This is a genomic window from Streptomyces sp. NBC_01264 (assembly GCF_026340675.1).
Lineage (GTDB): Bacteria > Actinomycetota > Actinomycetes > Streptomycetales > Streptomycetaceae > Streptomyces.
In genome coordinates this window covers 716,787-734,470 of the sequence record NZ_JAPEOX010000002.1, presented here as the reverse complement: position 1 = coordinate 734,470, position 17,684 = coordinate 716,787, and the positions used below count along the sequence as shown (strand labels likewise).

General features: G+C 72.0%; 15 protein-coding genes and 1 pseudogene. 7 read left to right on the top strand and 9 right to left on the bottom strand.

The window, feature by feature from the left end; genetic code table 11:
- Positions 1–175: 175 nt before the first annotated feature.
- The 6 genes and pseudogenes from OG435_RS36250 to OG435_RS36225 all read right to left on the bottom strand — a co-directional run bounded on the left by OG435_RS36250 (position 176) and on the right by OG435_RS36225 (position 6,495).
- Entirely contained in the window at positions 176–1,660 is a 1,485-nt protein-coding gene (locus OG435_RS36250) for an MFS transporter (RefSeq protein ID WP_266883582.1), read from the bottom strand.
- 37 nt (positions 1,661–1,697) lie between these two features.
- Positions 1,698–2,876 (bottom strand): alpha/beta hydrolase, encoded by a 1,179-nt coding sequence (locus OG435_RS36245; protein ID WP_266883580.1) that lies wholly within the window; start codon positions 2,874–2,876, stop codon positions 1,698–1,700.
- 240 nt (positions 2,877–3,116) lie between these two features.
- Complete coding sequence (locus OG435_RS36240) at positions 3,117–3,803, bottom strand: TetR/AcrR family transcriptional regulator (RefSeq protein ID WP_266883578.1); 687 nt, start codon at positions 3,801–3,803, stop codon at positions 3,117–3,119.
- Positions 3,804–3,933: 130 nt separating this feature from the next.
- Positions 3,934–4,221, bottom strand: coding sequence for a hypothetical protein (locus OG435_RS36235; protein ID WP_266883576.1), 288 nt, complete (start codon positions 4,219–4,221; stop codon positions 3,934–3,936).
- Between the two features lie 75 nt (positions 4,222–4,296).
- Positions 4,297–5,070: pseudogene (locus OG435_RS36230) on the bottom strand (amidohydrolase family protein); the annotation flags it as partial.
- 246 nt (positions 5,071–5,316) lie between these two features.
- A complete protein-coding gene (locus OG435_RS36225; RefSeq protein WP_266883574.1) occupies positions 5,317–6,495 on the bottom strand; it encodes a 4-hydroxybenzoate 3-monooxygenase in 1,179 nt (392 codons plus the stop codon).
- Between the two features lie 220 nt (positions 6,496–6,715).
- Here OG435_RS36225 and OG435_RS36220 point away from each other — a divergent pair, with 220 nt between their 5' ends.
- Entirely contained in the window at positions 6,716–8,422 is a 1,707-nt protein-coding gene (locus OG435_RS36220) for an IclR family transcriptional regulator domain-containing protein (protein WP_266883572.1), read from the top strand.
- 50 nt (positions 8,423–8,472) lie between these two features.
- Here the strand turns inward: OG435_RS36220 and OG435_RS36215 are convergent, their stop codons facing one another.
- Complete coding sequence (locus tag OG435_RS36215) at positions 8,473–8,946, bottom strand: MarR family winged helix-turn-helix transcriptional regulator (RefSeq protein WP_266883570.1); 474 nt, start codon at positions 8,944–8,946, stop codon at positions 8,473–8,475.
- A 188-nt stretch (positions 8,947–9,134) separates the two neighbouring features.
- On the opposite strand from OG435_RS36215, the gene OG435_RS36210 reads away from it, so the two are divergent.
- The 6 genes from OG435_RS36210 to pcaD are packed head-to-tail and all read left to right on the top strand — an operon-like array spanning position 9,135 to position 14,487.
- Entirely contained in the window at positions 9,135–9,941 is an 807-nt protein-coding gene (locus OG435_RS36210) for a CoA transferase subunit A (protein ID WP_266886391.1), read from the top strand.
- Positions 9,938–10,600: a CoA transferase subunit B gene (locus tag OG435_RS36205; RefSeq protein WP_266883568.1), complete on the top strand. Its 663-nt coding sequence runs from the start codon at positions 9,938–9,940 to the stop codon at positions 10,598–10,600. The genes OG435_RS36210 and OG435_RS36205 overlap by 4 nt, the downstream gene beginning before the upstream one ends.
- Positions 10,601–10,641: 41 nt before the next feature.
- Complete coding sequence (pcaH, locus tag OG435_RS36200) at positions 10,642–11,409, top strand: protocatechuate 3,4-dioxygenase subunit beta (RefSeq protein ID WP_266883566.1); 768 nt, start codon at positions 10,642–10,644, stop codon at positions 11,407–11,409.
- Positions 11,409–11,999: a protocatechuate 3,4-dioxygenase subunit alpha gene (gene pcaG / locus OG435_RS36195; protein WP_266883564.1), complete on the top strand. Its 591-nt coding sequence runs from the start codon at positions 11,409–11,411 to the stop codon at positions 11,997–11,999. Before pcaH ends, pcaG begins: the two co-directional genes overlap by 1 nt.
- A complete protein-coding gene (gene pcaB, locus OG435_RS36190) occupies positions 11,996–13,324 on the top strand; it encodes a 3-carboxy-cis,cis-muconate cycloisomerase (protein ID WP_266883562.1) in 1,329 nt (442 codons plus the stop codon). The genes pcaG and pcaB overlap by 4 nt, the downstream gene beginning before the upstream one ends.
- Positions 13,321–14,487: a 3-oxoadipate enol-lactonase gene (gene pcaD, locus OG435_RS36185; protein WP_266883560.1), complete on the top strand. Its 1,167-nt coding sequence runs from the start codon at positions 13,321–13,323 to the stop codon at positions 14,485–14,487. The genes pcaB and pcaD overlap by 4 nt, the downstream gene beginning before the upstream one ends.
- A 69-nt stretch (positions 14,488–14,556) precedes the next feature.
- Here the strand turns inward: pcaD and OG435_RS36180 are convergent, their stop codons facing one another.
- Both OG435_RS36180 and OG435_RS36175 read right to left on the bottom strand, forming a co-directional pair.
- Positions 14,557–16,704 (bottom strand): xanthine dehydrogenase family protein molybdopterin-binding subunit, encoded by a 2,148-nt coding sequence (locus OG435_RS36180; protein WP_266883558.1) that lies wholly within the window; start codon positions 16,702–16,704, stop codon positions 14,557–14,559.
- The gene (locus OG435_RS36175; protein WP_266886388.1) at positions 16,704–17,678 is read right to left on the bottom strand and encodes an FAD binding domain-containing protein; all 975 of its coding nucleotides are present in this window, start codon (positions 17,676–17,678) and stop codon (positions 16,704–16,706) included. Before OG435_RS36175 ends, OG435_RS36180 begins: the two co-directional genes overlap by 1 nt.
- Positions 17,679–17,684: the final 6 nt, after the last annotated feature.

Below are 17,684 nucleotides of genomic sequence, written 5' to 3'. Positions count from 1 at the left end.
CCGGGTCGGCGAGCTGACCGGCTCGGCCCGCGCCACCGAGCAACTGACCTTCGACCGGCTCACCGAGAACGCCCGCACGCTGGAGCCGGTCATCGACCGGGTCAGCCGCCGCTTCGGCGCCGGCACCGTACACCCGGCCTCGCTCCTGGCACCGGGGCGAGGACCTCGGCGGGCGTTATCGGCCCGGACCGGAGCGGGGCAGTATCAGCGCGGCCAGCAGGGCGCCCAGGACGAAGATGCCGGCCGTCCACCAGTAGGCGGTGGTGTAGCTGTGGAGGGCGGCGCCGATGCGGGTCGTCGGGTCCGCGGGGTCGCGGCCCACGAGGAAGGACGCGGCGGCGCTCGCGGCCATCGTGTTGAGCAGGGCCGTTCCGATCGATCCGCCCACCTGCTGCATGGTGTTGACGGCCGCCGACGCGGAGCCGGCGTCCTGAGGGGCGACCCCGCTGGTCCCCATGCTCATCGCCGGTGGCAGCACGCAGCCCAGGCCGACACCGGCCACGAGGAGCGGGACCATGATGCCCAGGGGGTACGAGGTGGTCATGTCGATCCGGGCGAGCCATGCCGCGGAGATCGCCGAGAGGGCGAATCCCGTGGTCAGGACGGTCCGCGCGCCGAGCTTGGGCAGGATCCTGATGGACGTGACCTGCCCGGCGAGCATGATCCCCAAGGTCATGGGCAGGAGGGCGAATCCCGTGAGGACCGGGGAGTAGCCGCGCAGGTTCTGCAGGTAGTAGGTGAGGAACAGGAAGATCGCGAAGATGCCGGCGCCGACGAGCAGCAGGGAGACCAGCGCCCCGGCGCGGTAGCGGTCGCGCAGTACGCGCAGGGGCAGCAGCGGGTCGGCGGCCCGGGTCTGCCACCGGGCGAAGGCGGCGAGGAGGGCGAGTCCGGCGCCGAGGAACCCCCAGCACCACGGCGAGGTCCAGCCGTGGCCTTCCGCGTCGGACAGCCCGTACACGAGGGAGAAGAGGCCCGTCGAGGCCAGGAGCGTGCCGGGTATGTCGAGGGTCGGCCCGCCCGTCCGCCGCGATCGCGGGACGACCAGGAACGCGCCGGCGAGGGCCAGGGCCGCGAAGGCGACGTTGACGAACATGGTCCACCGCCAGGACAGGAACTCGGTGAGCACCCCGCCGAGGAGCAGGCCGATTCCGGCGCCGGATCCGGCGACCACGCCGAAGATGCCGAAGGCCTGGGCCCGTTCCTTGGCTCCGGTGAAGGTCACCGTCAGCAGGGACAGCGCGGCCGGGGCGAGGAGGGCGGCGAAGAGGCCCTGCGCGGCGCGGGCGGTGACCAGCCATCCGAAGGTCGGGGCGGCCCCGCCGAGGGCGGAGGCGAGGGCGAACCCGGCGATGCCGGTGGCGAACATCCGGCGGCGGCCGAAGAGGTCGGCGAGGCGGCCGCCCAGCAGGAGGAGACTGCCGAAGGCCAGGGCGTACGCGGTGATGATCCACTGGCGTAGGCCGTCGGAGAAGCCGAGGTCCCGCTGTGCGGGCGGCAGGGCGATGTTCATGATCGTGGAGTCGAGGACGACCATGAGCTGGGCCAGCGCGATGACGGCCACGGCCCACCACGGGTGTGCGGGGGCGGGGGCGGGCGAGGGCGGCCCGGCGGACCGTGCGGGTGCGCCGAGGGCGGCGGGGGGCTGCTTGGAGGACATGCGATCGGATCTCCCGGGGTGAGGCGGCCTGGACGGCCTAGCTGCCGAGCTTCTTGTTCAGGAAGTCGGTGATGGTCCCCATCACCTGCTGGGTGGACCACTTCGCGCCGGCCGTGGGGTCGCCGAGGAAGGACATGTCGCCGTGGTTGGCGCCCTTGACCACGTACCGGGTGCCCTCGACGCCCTTGTCCTTGAGGGCGTTCAGGAGGGTCAGGGACTGGCTGGGGGAGATGATCTGGTCCTTGTCGCCCTGGAGGAGGATGAAGGGGGCGCAGGACGCGCTCAGGTAGGTGGCGGGGTCGGCGGCCTCGTTCGCGGCGGCGTCCGAGGTGACCGTCTGCTTCGAACCCGGCCCGAAGACATAGGCGTTGATGAAGCTGCCGGGAGCCGTGTACGCGGCCTTGGTCGCCGCGTCGAAGTCGTCGGCGATCGTGGCGAGGTCGCTCGCGCCGAATTCGTCGACGACGGCCTGGACGTCACTGCTCCGGTCCAGGTTGTCGCCGGAGTCGAACTGCTTGTTCCCGTTGGTGGCCCCGGCCATGGCCGCGAGGTATCCGCCGGCGGACTGGCCCCAGACGGCCACCTTGTCGGCGTCGAAGCCGTACTCGTCGGCGTGGGCGCGCAGGTAGCGGACGGCGGACTTCACGTCGGCGACGCCGTCCTTGTAGGTGGAGCCGCTCGTTCCGGTGCGGTACTCGATGCTCGCCACGGCGTAGCCCTGCTCCGCGACGTAGGTGCGTTCGCCGAGGTTGGCGGACTTGTCGGCCATGACGAAGCCGCCGCCGGTGATGTAGACGACCAGGGGCGGCTTCCCGCCCGAGGTCTTCGGCACCTGGAGGTCCAGCTTCAGGTCGGCCTTCTGCCCGGCTGCGGTCGTCGGAGTGGAGTACGTGAGGTTCTGCTTCAGCGTCACCTCCGTCCTGCCGCACCGGACGCCCGGACCGTCCGGGGTGATGACCGTGCTGGAGCTCGTATCGGTCGCCTTGACCGTCTTGGCCATCGGGATCGCGCCGGCGGGAGGACCGCTCGGGGCTCCGCTCGGCGCCCCGGACGGGGGCGGACCGGACGGGGACTGCGGGCAGGCGGTGAGGCTGACCGCGGACGAGGGGGTGGCGGCCCCGGTGGACTCCGTAGAGCTCTCGGAAGAGCACGCCGTCACCCCCAGGCCGAGAAGGGCGATCCCCGTGTACACACCGACCGTGCTGCGCGCAGACATACGAGCCTCCTAGTAAGTGGAGATAATCTCTCCAGTTATGACGGTACCACCGTGCTGAGGGCGCGCCGCGTTCCCGGCCCCCGGGAGGCATGCCGGGGCACATGGAAACGGATGGTGACGGATCGAGTGCGGTGCGTGACGTTCGGGCGGGTCGTCGAGTGCGCGCCGGAGCCGGGGAAGGGGGCGGGGACGGCGGAGTGCGGGGTGCGCCGGAGAGGGAGGTGCCGCGGTCTGTGCGGGCTATGCCTGCGGGGGCGCGGGCCTGGTGAGCCCCATCAGGTGTTCGACGGTCGGGTTGCCCAGACTCGGCGTGCTCAGGGGGACGTTGTCGGGGCGCCGCTTGAGGCCGTTCAGGAGGATCTCGAGGTAGCGGCGCCAGATGTCCGGCTGCGTGCCCTGGGCGAACTGGGAGGCCGCGCTGAGCATGTGCTGGATGACCGGGATGTCGGAGGGGGTGATCTCCGTGCGGAGCTGCCCGCTGTCCTGGGCGCGACGGATCAGGGACTCCAGGAGCGGCAGCATGCCCTGACGTGCGGATTCGATGGGGCCCGAGCTGTGACTGCCGAGCATGATCACTTCGTGGAGGCCGCGGTTCTCCGCGAGGTCGGCCGACATCTCGACCAGGAAGCCGACCAGGCCTTCCCAGGGATCCGGATGGGCCAGGGCCTTCTCCGCGGAGGCCTGGCGGATGGCGAGGTCCTGCTCGAACAGGGCGCGTACGAGCGCTTCCTTCGTGGGGAAGCGGCGGTAGACCGTACCGACGCCGACTCCGGCATGGTGGGCTACGTCATCGAGGGTGACCCCCAGCCCGCGCTGTCCGAAGACCTCGCGCGCGGCGCGCAGGATCCGCTCCCGGTTGAGGGCGGCATCGCGCCTCAGCGGGCGGTCGCCGTCCTCCCGAGCGCCGGTCCGGGAACCCTGAGTCATGTCCACATGGTAACCGTGCTGATCACGGCCCGGCCCCCGTGCCGGACGCGGCGACGCCGCCCTCGGGCAGCGGCACCGCGTCCGGCCGCACGTGTGCGACGTGCCGAGGGCGGATCGCGGCCGACGCCGGCTAGGAGCCGTGTACGGGCGCCTCGCCCGCGCCGCCCAGACGGGCGCTGATCAACTGTTCGGCCCCCTCCGACAGTCGCGCCCGCCGCACCGGATCCTCGGACCATTCGAGTTCCACCGTCAGCGCCAGTTCGGACCGCAGGACGGTCGCCCGGGGAACCGGGACCCGCTGGCCGGGCTTCTCCGTGAACGGCTGCAACTCCGCCGCGACGGCCTGGGACTCCTCCGACGGGCTGTGGCGGAGCGTCAGAAATACCCGGGCGAGCCAGTCAGCAGGGACCTTCACCATGAAATCAGTCATACCGAGGCAACGACGGCACGGAAACTCGGTGACGCCCCGTCGCACGTTCAGTCCGTCAGTCCGTCAGTCCGTATAGAACAGCCTGGCCGGGGAGTCGACCAGGATCTGATGGCGGTCGGACTCGTCGGGGGCCCAGTCGGCCAGCAGGTTGAGGAGCTCTCCGGTGTCCCGCCGGCCATCGGCCAGGTGCGGCCAGTCCGATCCCCACACGAGGCGGTCGGGCCGGGCCGCCACGAGAGCCCGGCCCAGGGGTTCCACCGTGGACAGCGGCTGGTCCTTGGCGATGCGGTACGGCCCGGACAGCTTGATGTAGCAGCTGCCTCCGTCGAGCACCCGCACCAGACGGTCGAAGTCCGCCCGTGTCAGGCCGTCCGACTCCTTCATGTATCCCATGTGGTCGATGACGAAGGTGTCCTCCAGGTCGCCGAAGAACGGGAGGAGGTCCCGCACGACGGTCCCCGGTGTGTAGAACTGCAGGTGCCAGCCGCGCGGCCGGGCACGGTCCGCCATCCTGCGGACGTACGCGATGATGTCCGCCGTCGGCCAGGCGGCGCGTGCGAACAGATCGAGGCGGATCGCCCGCACGCCCACATCGTGGTACTCGTCGAGCTCCTTGTCGGGGGTGTCGTCCTCGATGCGGACGACCCCTCGGCATCGCGGGCCGACGCTCTTGAGGACCTCGGTCAGCAGACGGTTGTCGGTGCCGTAGTAGGTGGGCTGGACGAGGACCATGCGCTCGATGCCGAGCCATTCGGTCATCCGCAGGTACTGCTGGAGATTGCCGTCCGGGAACCCGTACAGCGGGTCCGGCGCCGTGGGGAACCCGGGCTCGAAGACGTGGAAGTGGGTGTGCTCATGCCGAGGTCATCGCAGATGCCGAGCTCAGTGAGGCGATCGCCGGGACTGTAGTGCCCGTCCAGCAGCCGCTCGCGCAGTCGCCGGTAGGCGAGCTCGGCCTGGTTGTGCATCTCTGGACGCTCTTCGGGCCGGTCGCCGGATGGAAACATTCCGCGAGCTGCGCAACGCTCGCGCCGCATCGGTCCTGGGCCGCCCCGCGGGCGGTGCGGCGCTGGTGGAAAACCGTCAGAGACTCAACCCACAATAGTTCTCCGCGAGTTCGGCCGCCGCGTGCGGCGAACTCGTGATGCGTTCCAGCTGGGAGAGCTGCAGCCGGGTCTCGAAGGACGACTGATCCGGATCGACGTGCAGGGTCGTCGTCATGAAGTACGAGAAGTGCTCGGCCCGCCACACCCGGCGCAGGCAGGTGTCGGAATAGGAGTCGAGGAGTTCCGCCGAGCCCGTCGTGGACCAGTGGGAGAGGGCGCGAGCCAGGATCACCACGTCCGCGGCCGCGAGGTTGAGCCCCTTGGCGCCGGTCGGCGGCACGATGTGCGCGGCGTCCCCGGCCAGGAACAGCCGCCCGAACCGCATCGGCTCGGTGACCGAGCTGCGCATGGGGAGCACGGACTTCTGGGTCACCGGTCCACGGACGAGGGCCGCGCCCGGTTCCGCGTTGAGGGCGAGCCGGGCGTCGAGCTCGTCCCAGACCCGCTCGTCGGGCCAGTCGGCGGGGTCGGTGCCGTTCGGGACCTGCAGGTAGAGGCGGCTGACCTCGGGCGAGCGCATGCTGGCGAGCGCGAATCCCCGCCCGGAGTGCGCGTAGACGAGCTCCTCGTGGGCGGGTGGTGCCTGGGCGAGGATGCCGAGCCAGGAGTAGGGATAGGTGCGTTCGTGTGTGGTGGAGGCGCCGTCCGGAACGGCCCGCCGGGCCACCCCGTGGTAGCCGTCGCAGCCGACCACGTAATCGCAGGTGAGGGTCGATTCGCGGCCCTCGCGGGTGTAACGGATCACCGGCCGGTCGCCGTCCACGCCCTCGACGGCGTGCACCTCGGCCTCGAAGAGCAGGGGGTCGCCCTCGGCGAGCTGGAGCGCGACGAGGTCCTTGACCACTTCGGTCTGCGCGTACACGGTGACGCGCTTGCCGCCGGTCAGTGCGGGGAAGTCCACACGGTGGCGCCGGCCGGCGAAGCGCAGCTCGACACCGTCGTGCACCAGACCCTCGGCGTCGAGGCGCCGGCCCGCACCGCAGTGGCGCAGTACGTCAACGGTGGACTGCTCCAGAATGCCCGCGCGTTGACGCTGCTCGACGTACGCGCGGTCGTGCCGCTCCAGGACGACGCTCGCGATGCCCGCCCGGTGGAGGAGGCGGGCGAGCAGCAGGCCGGAGGGGCCGCCGCCGATGATCCCGACGGTCGTGTGCACTGCGGTCTCCCTTGTACGGGACGGCTGCCGGGCATCCGCGGGAATCCGTGGGAATCCTCGCGGACGGTGGACGGCCGTGGTCCGTGTTCGTAGAGTGAAGAAATATCCACTGATTGAGGGGTGGACGAGTCTGCGTTCCGCTCCCGTGCCTGTCAATGCCCTCGCGGCGGAACGGGGCGGAACGGGCCGGCGCCTCGTGGCCGCAAGGACAGGAGAAGGCATGGCTTCGCCTCCGACGGCACGGGCCCCTCAAGGCCGGCCGGCGAGCTCCGCCGCCCCGCCGCCGGAGGCGGTCGCGCCCCTGATGAGGGGCATCGCCGTGCTCCTGGCCCTCACCGACGCCCGGGCGCCACTGGCTCTGAGCGAAGTGGAAAGGGCGACCGGCCTGGCGCGGGCGACGGTCGACCGCATCGCGGCCACGCTCGCGCGCATGGGGTACGTACGCCTCGACGGCCGCAGAGTGGCACTGGCCCCGCGCCTGATGGAGCTCGGCAACGCCTACTTGGGCGCCGCGCGCCTGTCCGGGCCGCTCGGTGCGCACGCCGACCGTCTCGCGGAGGAACTCGACGAGTCGGTGTCGCTGGCCGTCCGCGACGGGGACGGGATCCGCTTCGTCCACCAGGCGACCCGACGGCGCGCGATGTCCCTGAGCTTCCGCATCGGAGACCTGCTGCCCGCCGAGCGGACCGCCCCCGGACCACTGTTCGCGGCAGGTTGGTCCGCGGCCGACTGGGCTCGCTGGAGGGTGCGCCGGGTGGCCGATCCGGCCGGCAGCGCCTTCACCGCGCTACCGCCCCCGGAGACCGCCGTACGGGAAGAGGAATTCGTACGCCGCGTCGAGCTGGCGGTCGAGGAGGGGTACGCGCTCGACGACCAGTTGATCGAACCGGGCCTCGTGGCCCTCGCCGTGCCCGTGTACGAGGCCGACGGCACCCTCGCCTGCGTGGCGAGCGTGGTGAGCCACACCAGCAGGCACTCCGCGGCCTCGCTGCGAAAGGCGATGCTGCCACGGCTGCGCGCGACGGTACGGGAGATGGAAGGGGAGCTGGAACGGGAGTCGCGCACGGCTCAGGCTCCGGCCCGCCCGGAAAGCCCCCGGCCCGTGGCGCTCGCGGCCTGGACGGGAGTGCCGAAGCAGGAGCTGGGCCGGGAGTTCGTCGAATCGCTGGCCCGGGGCCTGACCGTCCTCGGCGCGTTCGGCGCCGAACGTCCCGAGCCGACGCTCGCCGCCGTCGCCGATGCCACCGGCCTCGCCCGGGCCACCGTACGGCGCGCCCTGATCACACTGGAACACCTCGGGTACGTGACCGCGCACGACAGGCGGTTCCGGCTCACCCCCAGGGTGCTCGGCCTGGGCATCCCCCTGCTGTCCCGCACGTCACTGCCCGAGATCGCGCGACCCCATCTCGTGGAACTGGCGACCGGGCTCCACGACTCCGCCTCCCTCGCCGTGCTGGCCGGCACGGAGATCCAGTACACCGCGCGGATCGCGACCAGCCGCGTCATGAGCGTCGACATCGCACCCGGCACCCGCTTCCCGGCGTACGCCACCGCCATGGGCCGGGTGCTGCTCGCAGGCCTACCGGCCGACGAGCGGGCGGATCAGCTCCTGCGCGCGCGACCGCGGATGTTCACCCCGCACACTGTCACGGACCGCACGCTCCTCGCGGAACTGCTCGACGAGGCCGCGCGGGAGGGCTGTGCCCTGGTGGACTCCGAACTGGAGGACGGGCTGCGATCGGTGGCCGTGCCGGTACGCGATCACGCGGGCGCGGTCGTCGCGGCGGTGAACGTCGCCATGCACAGTGCCCGGCGCACCGTCGAGCAGTGCCGGAATGAGGTTCTCCCGGCACTGCGCAAGACGGCCGCCCGGATCGAGGCGGACCTGCACATCGCCGGTCGGTTCGCCCGGATCCGGACGACCTGAACCCGAACCTGGCCCTGGCCCCGGCCCTGACCCCGAACCGCTCAGCAGCTTCAGGCCGAGGCGGGAGGGGGCGCCGGCGCCTGTCCCGCGTGGCGCAGTTGTTCGGCGCCGTCCGAGACGCGCCGGAGCAGTTCGAGGAAGACGGCCTGCTCCCCTTCGGAGAGCGGCGCGAGGAACACCTGGTTCATCCGGGCGGTGCGCACCGTCAGCCGGCGGTGCGTGCGCGCGCCCTCGGCGGTCGGGCGCAGCAGGCAGCGTCGGCCGTCCTGCGCGTCGCGCACCTTCTCCAGGAGCCCGCGCCGGGTGAGACGGCTGACGACCTCGGCGACGGTGGAGCGGTCGAGGCCCACCCGTTCGCCGACGGTGCGCTGGTCGAGGCCGGGTTCGGCCGTCAGCGCGTTGAGCACGCCGTACTGCGGTGAGGTGATCTCCTCGGACACCATCGTGGTCCACAGCAGGTAGTGCGCCTGTTGGAGCCGACGGGCCAGGTGTCCGGGATGTGTGGTGAGGTCCACTGCGCCCATCGGTCATCTCCGCTCGGTCATTAGTCGGTGTACTGAACAATACGCACTTCCGATCCCCCGTCCTGTGCGCTCGAGCGACCCCCCAACATCGGCAACAGGGGATCTTGACGGGTCATCGATCGGGTGCCAGCATGACCGACCACAAGGAGATAGTCAGTGCACTGAGTAACTCGCAGAAGGGTCTCGTCATGGACAAGGTGGTCGCCACCGCCGCCGAGGCGGTGGCCGACGTGAGCGACGGAGCCGCGTTCGCCGTCGGCGGCTTCGGACTCAGCGGTGTACCGAACGTGCTCATCCAAGCGCTGTACGAACTCGGTCCCACCGACCTCAGAATCGTCTCCAACAACTGCGGCGCGATGGACTCCGGACTCGCCGTACTGCTCTCGGCCCGCCGCATAGCCCGGGTCACCGGGTCCTACATCGGCGGGAACAAGGAGTTCGCCCGCCAGTACCTGGCCGGTGAACTGGAGGTCGAGCTGATACCCCAGGGCACGCTCGCCGAACGGCTGCGGGCGGGCGGGTGCGGCATTCCCGCGTTCTACACCCCGGCCGGAGTGGGCACCCAGGTCGCCGACGGCGGACTGCCCTGGCGCTACGACGGGCAGGGCGGTGTCGCCGTCGCCTCGCCGCCCAAGGAGGTGCGCGACTTCGACGGCACCGAGTACGTCCTCGAACACGGCATCCGAACGGACTTCGCCCTGGTCCGCGCGGCCCGCGGCGACCGGCACGGCAACCTGGTCTTCAACAAGTCGAGCCGCAATTTCAACCCCCTGGCCGCGATGGCCGGCCGGGTGACCATCGCCGAGGTCGAGGAACTGGTCGAACCCGGCGCCATCGACCCCGACCAGGTGCACCTGCCGGGCATCTTCGTCCAGCGTGTCGTCGCCCTCACCCCGGAACAGGCCGCGGACAAACCGATCGAACGGCGCACCGTCTCGGCGCCCTCGGTGTCCTCGGTGCCCTCCGCGCCGACCGGTCGGGAGGCCGCGCGATGAGCTGGAACCGCGAAGAGATCGCGGCACGCGCCGCGCGCGAACTGCGGGACGGCAGCTATGTGAACCTCGGAATCGGACTTCCGACGCTGATCTCCAACCACCTGCCGGCCGGCGTCGAGGTGGTGCTCGAATCCGAGAACGGCATCCTCGGCACCGGGCCGTATCCCCTGGAAGGGGACGTCGATCCCGATCTGATCAACGCCGGCAAGGAGACGGTCACCATCCTCCCCGGGGCTTCGTTCTTCGACTCCGCCCTCTCCTTCGGCATGATCCGCGGCGGCCACATCGACACGGCAGTGCTCGGCGCCATGCAGGTCTCCGCGAACGGCGACCTCGCCAACTGGGCCGTGCCCGGGCAGCTGATCACCGGGATCGGCGGGGCGATGGACCTCGTGCACGGTGCGCGCCGGGTGATCGTCGTCATGACGCACACCGCCAAGGACGGATCCCCGAAGATCGTCGGCGAGTGCTCGCTGCCGCTCACCGGACGCGGCTGCGTCGACCGGATCATCACGGACCTCGGCGTCATCGACGTCACACGGGACGGCCTGCTCTTGGTGGAGACGGCGCCGGGCGTGCCGGTCGAAGACGTCGTACGGGCCACCGGAGCCCCGCTGTTCACGAGCGGCCAGGGCCGACCCCTCCTCCTCGAACGCTGAGCCCGTACGGGCTCCCCTCCCGACTCCGCCGGAGCGTGACCATGAACGACCTGCCCGCGGGCCTCCCCGACCGGCTGTCCCAGGACCGGATCGACGCCGAAGTCGCGAAAGCGCAGGCGGCCGCCGGGACGCGCGTCCACCCCCCGCGCGACTTCCCGCCCTACCGCAGCAGTCGGCTGCGCCATCCGCGCCTGCCGCTGATACCGGTGCGCGACCCCGAGGCCGTCGAGCTGACCGGACCGGCCTTCGGTGTCACCGACGTCGGCGCGCTCGACGGGGACCTCACTCGCCAACACCCGGGAGAACCTCTGGGGGAGCGCATCACCGTGACGGGCCGGGTGACCGATCGTCACGGTCGGCCGATACACGGCCAGTTGGTGGAACTGTGGCAGGCCAACGCCTCGGGGCGGTACGCCCACCAGCTGGACCAGCACCCGGCCCCGCTCGACCCCAACTTCACCGGCTTCGGGCGCTGTCTGACCGACGAAGAAGGCGGCTACTCCTTCACCACGGTCAAGCCGGGCGCCTATCCGTGGCGCAACCACACGAACGCCTGGCGCCCCGCGCACATCCACTTCTCCCTGTTCGGCACGGCGTTCACCCAGCGCCTCGTCACGCAGATGTACTTTCCCGGAGATCCGCTCTTCCCGCACGATCCGGTGCTCCAGTCCGTGACCGATCCGGCCGCACGCGACCGCCTCGTGGCGGCCTACGCACACGATCTGTCCGTACCCGAATGGTCACTCGGCTACCGCTGGGACATCGTCCTCGACGGCCCCTCCGGCACCCTCTTCGAGGAAGGACGCTGATGCCGCAGCCCACGCAGCCCACGCAGCCCACGCATCTACCGCACCCCACCACGCCCTCCCAGACCGTCGGGCCGTTCTACGGCTTCGCCCTGCCCTTCGCCGGAGGGGGCGAAGTCGCGCCCCTCGCGCACCCGGACACGATCACGGTGCACGGGTACGTCTACGACGGCGCCGGCGCCGCCGTACCGGACGTCCTCGTCGAGACCTGGCAGCCCGCGCCCGACCGCTCGCGCACGGGGGCCCGCGGATCACTGCGCCGGGACCCCGCCACCGGCCGGCCGGCAGGCCGCGACGGCGTCGTCTTCACCGGATTCGGGCGCGTCGCCACCGACGGCGACGGCCACTACGCGGTGCGCACGCTGCCGCCCGGCGGCGTCCCGTACCTGTCGATGGCCGTCTTCGCCCGCGGACTGCTCCACCACCTCTACACCCGGGCCTATCTGGCGGCGCCGGGGGAGGACCCCCTGCTCGGTTCCCTGCCGGCGGAGCGCCGCGGCACCCTGCTCGCGACCGCCGAGCGACCGGGCACCTACCGGTTCGACATCCGGCTGCAGGGCGAGTGCGAGACCGTCTTCCTGGACTTCGGATGACCTACGAGGAGCTTGATGCCGGCCTGCTCGCCCCGGGCAGAATCGGCTCCGCCGCCGAGGCCGCGACGGGCGAACTCGCCTGGCTGCAGGCGATGCTGGACGCCGAAGCCGCGCTGACCCGGGCCCAGGCCGCACTCGGCCAGGTGCCGCACGAGGCCGCCGGGGCGGTGTCGTCCGCGGCCGACGCGGGACGCTTCGACCTACGGTCGATCGCCCTGCGGGCCGCCGGGGCGGGCAATCCCGTACTCGCCCTCGTAGCGGATCTCACCGCCCGACTGCCTCCGGAGCATGCCCAGTACGTGCACCGGGGTGCGACCAGTCAGGACATCCTCGACACGGCGGCGATGCTGGTCGCCTCCCGGAGCCTCACCGCGGTGCTCTCCGCGCTGGCACGGACGGAACGCTCCCTGGCAGCCCTGGCGGCGGAGCACCGGGATACGGTGCTGCCCGGCCGGACGCTCACCCAGCACGCCGTGCCGACCACCTTCGGGCTCAAGGCGGCCGGGTGGCGCTCCCTGGTGCTCGACTCCCGCGACCGGCTGCACACGGTACGCGCATCCCTCCCCGTGCAACTGGGAGGCGCGGCGGGCACTTTGGCGGCCTTCGCCCCGCACGGCCCCGATCTGGTCGCCGCCTTCGCACGCGAACTGGACCTGAGGGAACCCGTGTTGCCCTGGCACACCCTGCGCACCCCGATCGCCGATCTCGCCGGAGCGCTCGCCTTCACGGCAGGCGCCCTCGGCAAGATCGCGGCGGACGTGCTCACCCTGTCCCGCACCGAGATCGGAGAAGTCTCCGAAGGGGCGGCAGGCACCTCCTCCGCGATGCCGCACAAGGCGAACCCCGTGCGCGCCACCCTGATCGCGGCGGCGGCCCGACGGGCGCCCGCGCTCGCGTCCGTCCTGTACGGGTCGCTCGTCGCGGAGGACGAGCGACCGCCGGGAGCCTGGCACGCGGAATGGGAGCCGCTGCGCGATCTGCTGCGCCTGGTCGGAGGCGCCGCACGGGACGCCGCCGAGCTGTCCCGCGGCCTACGGGTCCACCCCGAGGCCATGCGCCGCAATCTCGGCCTCACCGACGGACTGGTCATGTCCGAGCACCTCGCGGTGGAACTCGACGGGGTCATCGGACGGGACCGCGCCAAGCGCCTCCTGACCGAGCTGGCCGGACGGGTACGGTCCGGGGAAGGAACGCTCGCCGAACTCCTCCGCTCCTGCCCCGAGTCCGACGCCTTCGACGACCTCGCACTGAAAGCCCTCACCGACCCGGTGCGCGGCACCGGTTCGGCCGGACCGCTCACCGATCGTGCACTGGAGCGAAGTTGACCACACCACCCGCCTGCTCCGACCACCCCGTTCCGCCCCCGGGCCTGCACCACGTCACGGAGGGACCGGCCGGCGCTCCACCGCTGCTGCTGGGTCCCTCCCTCGGCACGTCCACCGCGCTGTGGGACGGGGTGGCAGCGGAACTCGCCGTCACCCACCGGGTGGTGCGCTGGGACCTGCCCGGCCACGGCGGCTCCCCGGGCGGACTGATCGGGGCCGGCGCGAGCGTCGCCGACCTGGCCGCCCTGGTACTCGGCCTGGCCGACCGGCTCGGCATTGAGCGCTTCTCGTACGCGGGGGTCTCGCTCGGGGGCGCAGTGGGTCTGCACCTGGCGGTCCACGCGCCGGCACGCGTGGACCACCTCGCGGTCCTCTGCTCGTCGGCCCACTTCGGGGACCCGGGACGCTGGCGGGACCGGGCCGAACTCGTGCGAAGGAAGGGGATCGCCGGGGTGGCCGCGACCGCCCCCGAGCGCTGGTTCACCCCGGGCTTCGCCTCGGCCCGCCTCAGCGCGGACCACGCCGCGGTCGACCCGTCCGCGTATGCCGCGTGCTGCGACGCACTCGCCGGCTGGGACCTGCGCGACCGCCTCGCCTCGATCACCGCGCCGACCCTCCTCGTCGCGGGCCGCGAGGACCCCGCGACACCCCCCGCCCACCTGCGTGAACTGGCCGACGCGATCCCCGGCGCCACCCTCACGGAGATCCCCGGAGCCTCCCATCTGGCCGTCGCGGAGCAACCGTTGGCAGTGCTCTCGGCGCTGCGCACCCACCTCTCGGGACCGGCCGGGGCGGCCATGGCCGTACGCCGCCACGTGCTGGGTGACGCCCACGTCGACCGGGCCCAGGCCCGCCAGTCCCCCTTCACCGCGGGCTTCCAGGAGTTCATCACGCGCTATGCCTGGGGGGAGATCTGGACGGACGACACCCTGAGCCACCGGGACCACAGCATGATCACACTCACCGCCCTGGTGGCGGGTGGCCACCTGGACGAGCTGGCGATGCACGTACGGGCGGCCCGCCGCATCGGCCTCACGCCCGAGGAGATCGGCGCGGTGCTCCGGCAGTGCGCGGTGTACTGCGGGGTGCCGGCCGCGAACGCGGCGTTCGCCGTGGCCCAGCGCGTACTGGAAGAGGACCACGGCCGGCCGGATGTCCACTGACGCGTGACGCGTGACGCGTCACGTGCGATGTGCGCCGGCCACCGGGCACCGCCCGCCGCCCGCGGCCGCTCAGAGCAGCGTCTCCAGCCTGATCGGCAGGTCCGTCAGGCGTTTGCCGGTGGCGTTGAACACCGCGTTCCCGATGGCGGCCGGGACCCCCACGATGGTGATCTCCCCCAGCCCCTTGACCCCGATGGGGTCCGCCAGGGGGTCCTCGGTGTCGATGAACGCGGCGTCCAGTTCGGGAACGTCGGCGTTGACCGGTACCAGGTAGTCGGCCAGGCTCGCGTTGACGATCCGGCCGTCGCGGTGGTCCGTGACCGTGCCCTCCAGCAGGGCCATCCCGATCCCGCCCACCATGCCTCCGACGGCCTGGCTGTGCGCCAGTTTGGGGCTGACCACGCGCCCCACGTCGTAGGCCGCGAACATCCGGCGGATCCGGACGAGTCCGAGGAGCGGATCGACCGACACCTCGGCGAAGACGGCGCCGTAGCCGTAACTGGAGATTCGCTGGTCGGCGTCGCCGGGCCCCCAGGTGGCGGTGGTCTCCAGGCCGGGCAGACCGGCGCGGCGCAGGATCTCGCGATAGCTGTCGGAGGCGGCATTCCCTCCGGAGCGGAGCCGGCCGTCTCGGACCGCCACCTTGGCGGGATCGGCCCGGTACAGGGGTGAGGCGGGATCGGCCACGGCCATGGCGATGAACTTGTTCCGCAGGGCGGTGCAGGAGGTGTGGGCGGCCGATCCCACGCTCGCCATGGTGGTGGCGCCGGCGTGCGGGGGAGCGAGGGGGTAGGCGGAGTCCCCGAGCCGGAAGCTGACCTGCCGCGCGGGCAGGCCGAGGGCGTCCGCGGCGACCTGCATGACGGAGGTGGTCGTGCCCGGTCCCATGTCGCTGGTGGCCGTCGCCACCGTTGCCGTACCGTCCGCGTCGACCCGGGCGCGCGAGCCGACCTGACGGCGGTTGTTGTGGTACGAGGCGGAGGCCATGCCCATGCCGATCAGCAGGTCGCCGTCCGTGCGGCCGCCGGGCGCCGCGCGGCGCCGGGACCACCCGAACCGGCGGGCCCCTAGGTCGTAGCACTCGCGGAGCTTGCGGGTGGAGAAGGGCAGGCGCGTCACCTCGTCCCGGGTGGGTTCGTTGCGGAGCCTCAACTCGATGGGATCGATGCCCAGGTCGTGCGCCAGCTGGTCCACGGCGGTTTCGAGCGCGAACGCGCCGCTGACGACGCCCGGGCCGCGCATCGACGACGGTGACTGGGTGTCGATGGCGGTGAGTTGGTAGCGGGTCCTCGTGTGGGGGACGCCGTAGAGGAACTTCGGCAGGTCGGTGAGTCCCTCCTCGTACTGCTCGTAGCGGGAAGTCTCCGTGCGGACCTCGTAGATGAGGCTCTCGATGCGGCCCGTCGAGCCGGCCCCGAGCGCGAGGCGCTGGCGGCTGGCGGGCCGGTAGCCGGTGCCGTAGTAGAACTGGCGCCTCGACAGCACCACCTTGACGGGCCGTCCGGCCGCCCGGGCCGCGAACGCGGCCAGGACGACGTGGTCGTAGGCACGGATGGCGCTGCCGAAGCCGCCGCCGACGTACTCGCAGTGCACCCGGACGTCCTGCTCCGGGACGCCGAGCGCGCCGGCCACCGTGCGCGCCGCGCCCTGGACCCACTGGGACTTGTCCCAGAGCGTGAGCTTGCCGCCGTCCCAGCGGGCGATGGTCGAGGGGAGCTCGATCGGGTTGTGGTTCTCCCGGTTGATGGTGAACTCCAGGTCCACCGTGGCGTCCGCCGACCCGAAGGCGGCGTCCGGGTCGCCGCGGCTGTAGTCCGGGCTCTCCGGCGCCGTGACCGATGTCGCGCCGGGGTCGTCGAAGTCCGTGAGGACCGGCTGCCGGTCGTAGGTCGCTTCGACGAGGGACGCCCCGTGGGCCGCGGCTTCCGCCGTCGTGGCGACCACGACGGCGATCGGCTGCCCGTAGAAGGCCAGTTCGGTCACCGAGTGGGCCAGCTTCAGCGAGCTGAAGTCGGTGAGGACGTGCCGGACACCGGGATGGGCTCGGGCCGCGTCCGTGGCGACGGCGGAGACCTTGCCGCGGGCCGCGGTGGCGTTGACGACGACGCCGTACAGCAACCCTTCCACGCGGTGCTCGGCCGCATACGTGGCAGCACCCGTCACCTTGAGCCGGGCGTCGACGCGAGCGAGCGCCTGTCCTACGACCTCGCCGGCCATCACCGGCCTCCGACCGTCGTCAACTGGCGGCGCACGGTCCGCTCCAGCAGCTGGATCTTGAACGCGTTGCCTGACAGGGCCCGCGCGCCGTCGGCGGCGCGGGAGGCCGCCTCCTTCCAGGTCTCGCGGCCGGGACGGCGGCCCACCAGCGCCCGCTCCACCTCCGGTAGTCGCCACGGCACGGTGGCGACACCGCCGACGGCCACCCGGGCGCCGCGGATCACCTCGCCCTCGATGTCGAGCGCCACCGCCGCGGACGCGAGGGCGAACTCGTACGACTGGCGGTCCCTGACCTTGAGGTATCCGGACCGCCGGGTGTGGGGGCCGGCGGGGACGTGTACGGCGGTGATGAGCTCTCCCGGCTCGAGGGCCCGTTCCCGGTGGGGGGTGTTCCCCGGCCGCAGGAAGAACTCCGCGACCGGAACCGTCCGGGTGCCCGTCGTGGCCCGCAGGTGGACGACGGCGTCCAGGGCCACCAGCGCCACGGCGAGGTCCGAGGGGTGTGTGGCCACGCAGTGCGCGGTGGCGCCGAGGATCGCTTGCATCCGGTTGTCGCCGTCGACGGCGTCGCACCCAGCGCCGGGGGAGCGCCTGTTGCACGCCGAGTGCACGTCCCGGAAGTAGGGGCACCGGGGGCGTTGCATGAGGTTCCCGCCGATGGAGGCCATGTTGCGCAGCTGCGCGGAGGCGCCCAGCTCCAGTGACTGTGCGATGACGGGGAACCGGGAGCGTACGTCCGGGTGCGCGGCGAGCTCGCTCATCCGGACCAGGGAACCCACCCGTAGCTCCTCGGAGGACACGGCGATGTCCCGGTACGGGAGGGCGTTGATGTCGACCACGCGGGAAGGGCGTTCGACGGTCTCGCGCATCAGGTCGACGAGCGTGGTGCCGCCCGCGATGTAGCGGCCGCCGTCGGCCCCGGCGGCCAGCGCGTCCCGTTCGGTCGCCGGCTTGGTGAAGGCGAAGGGGTACACGCCGGA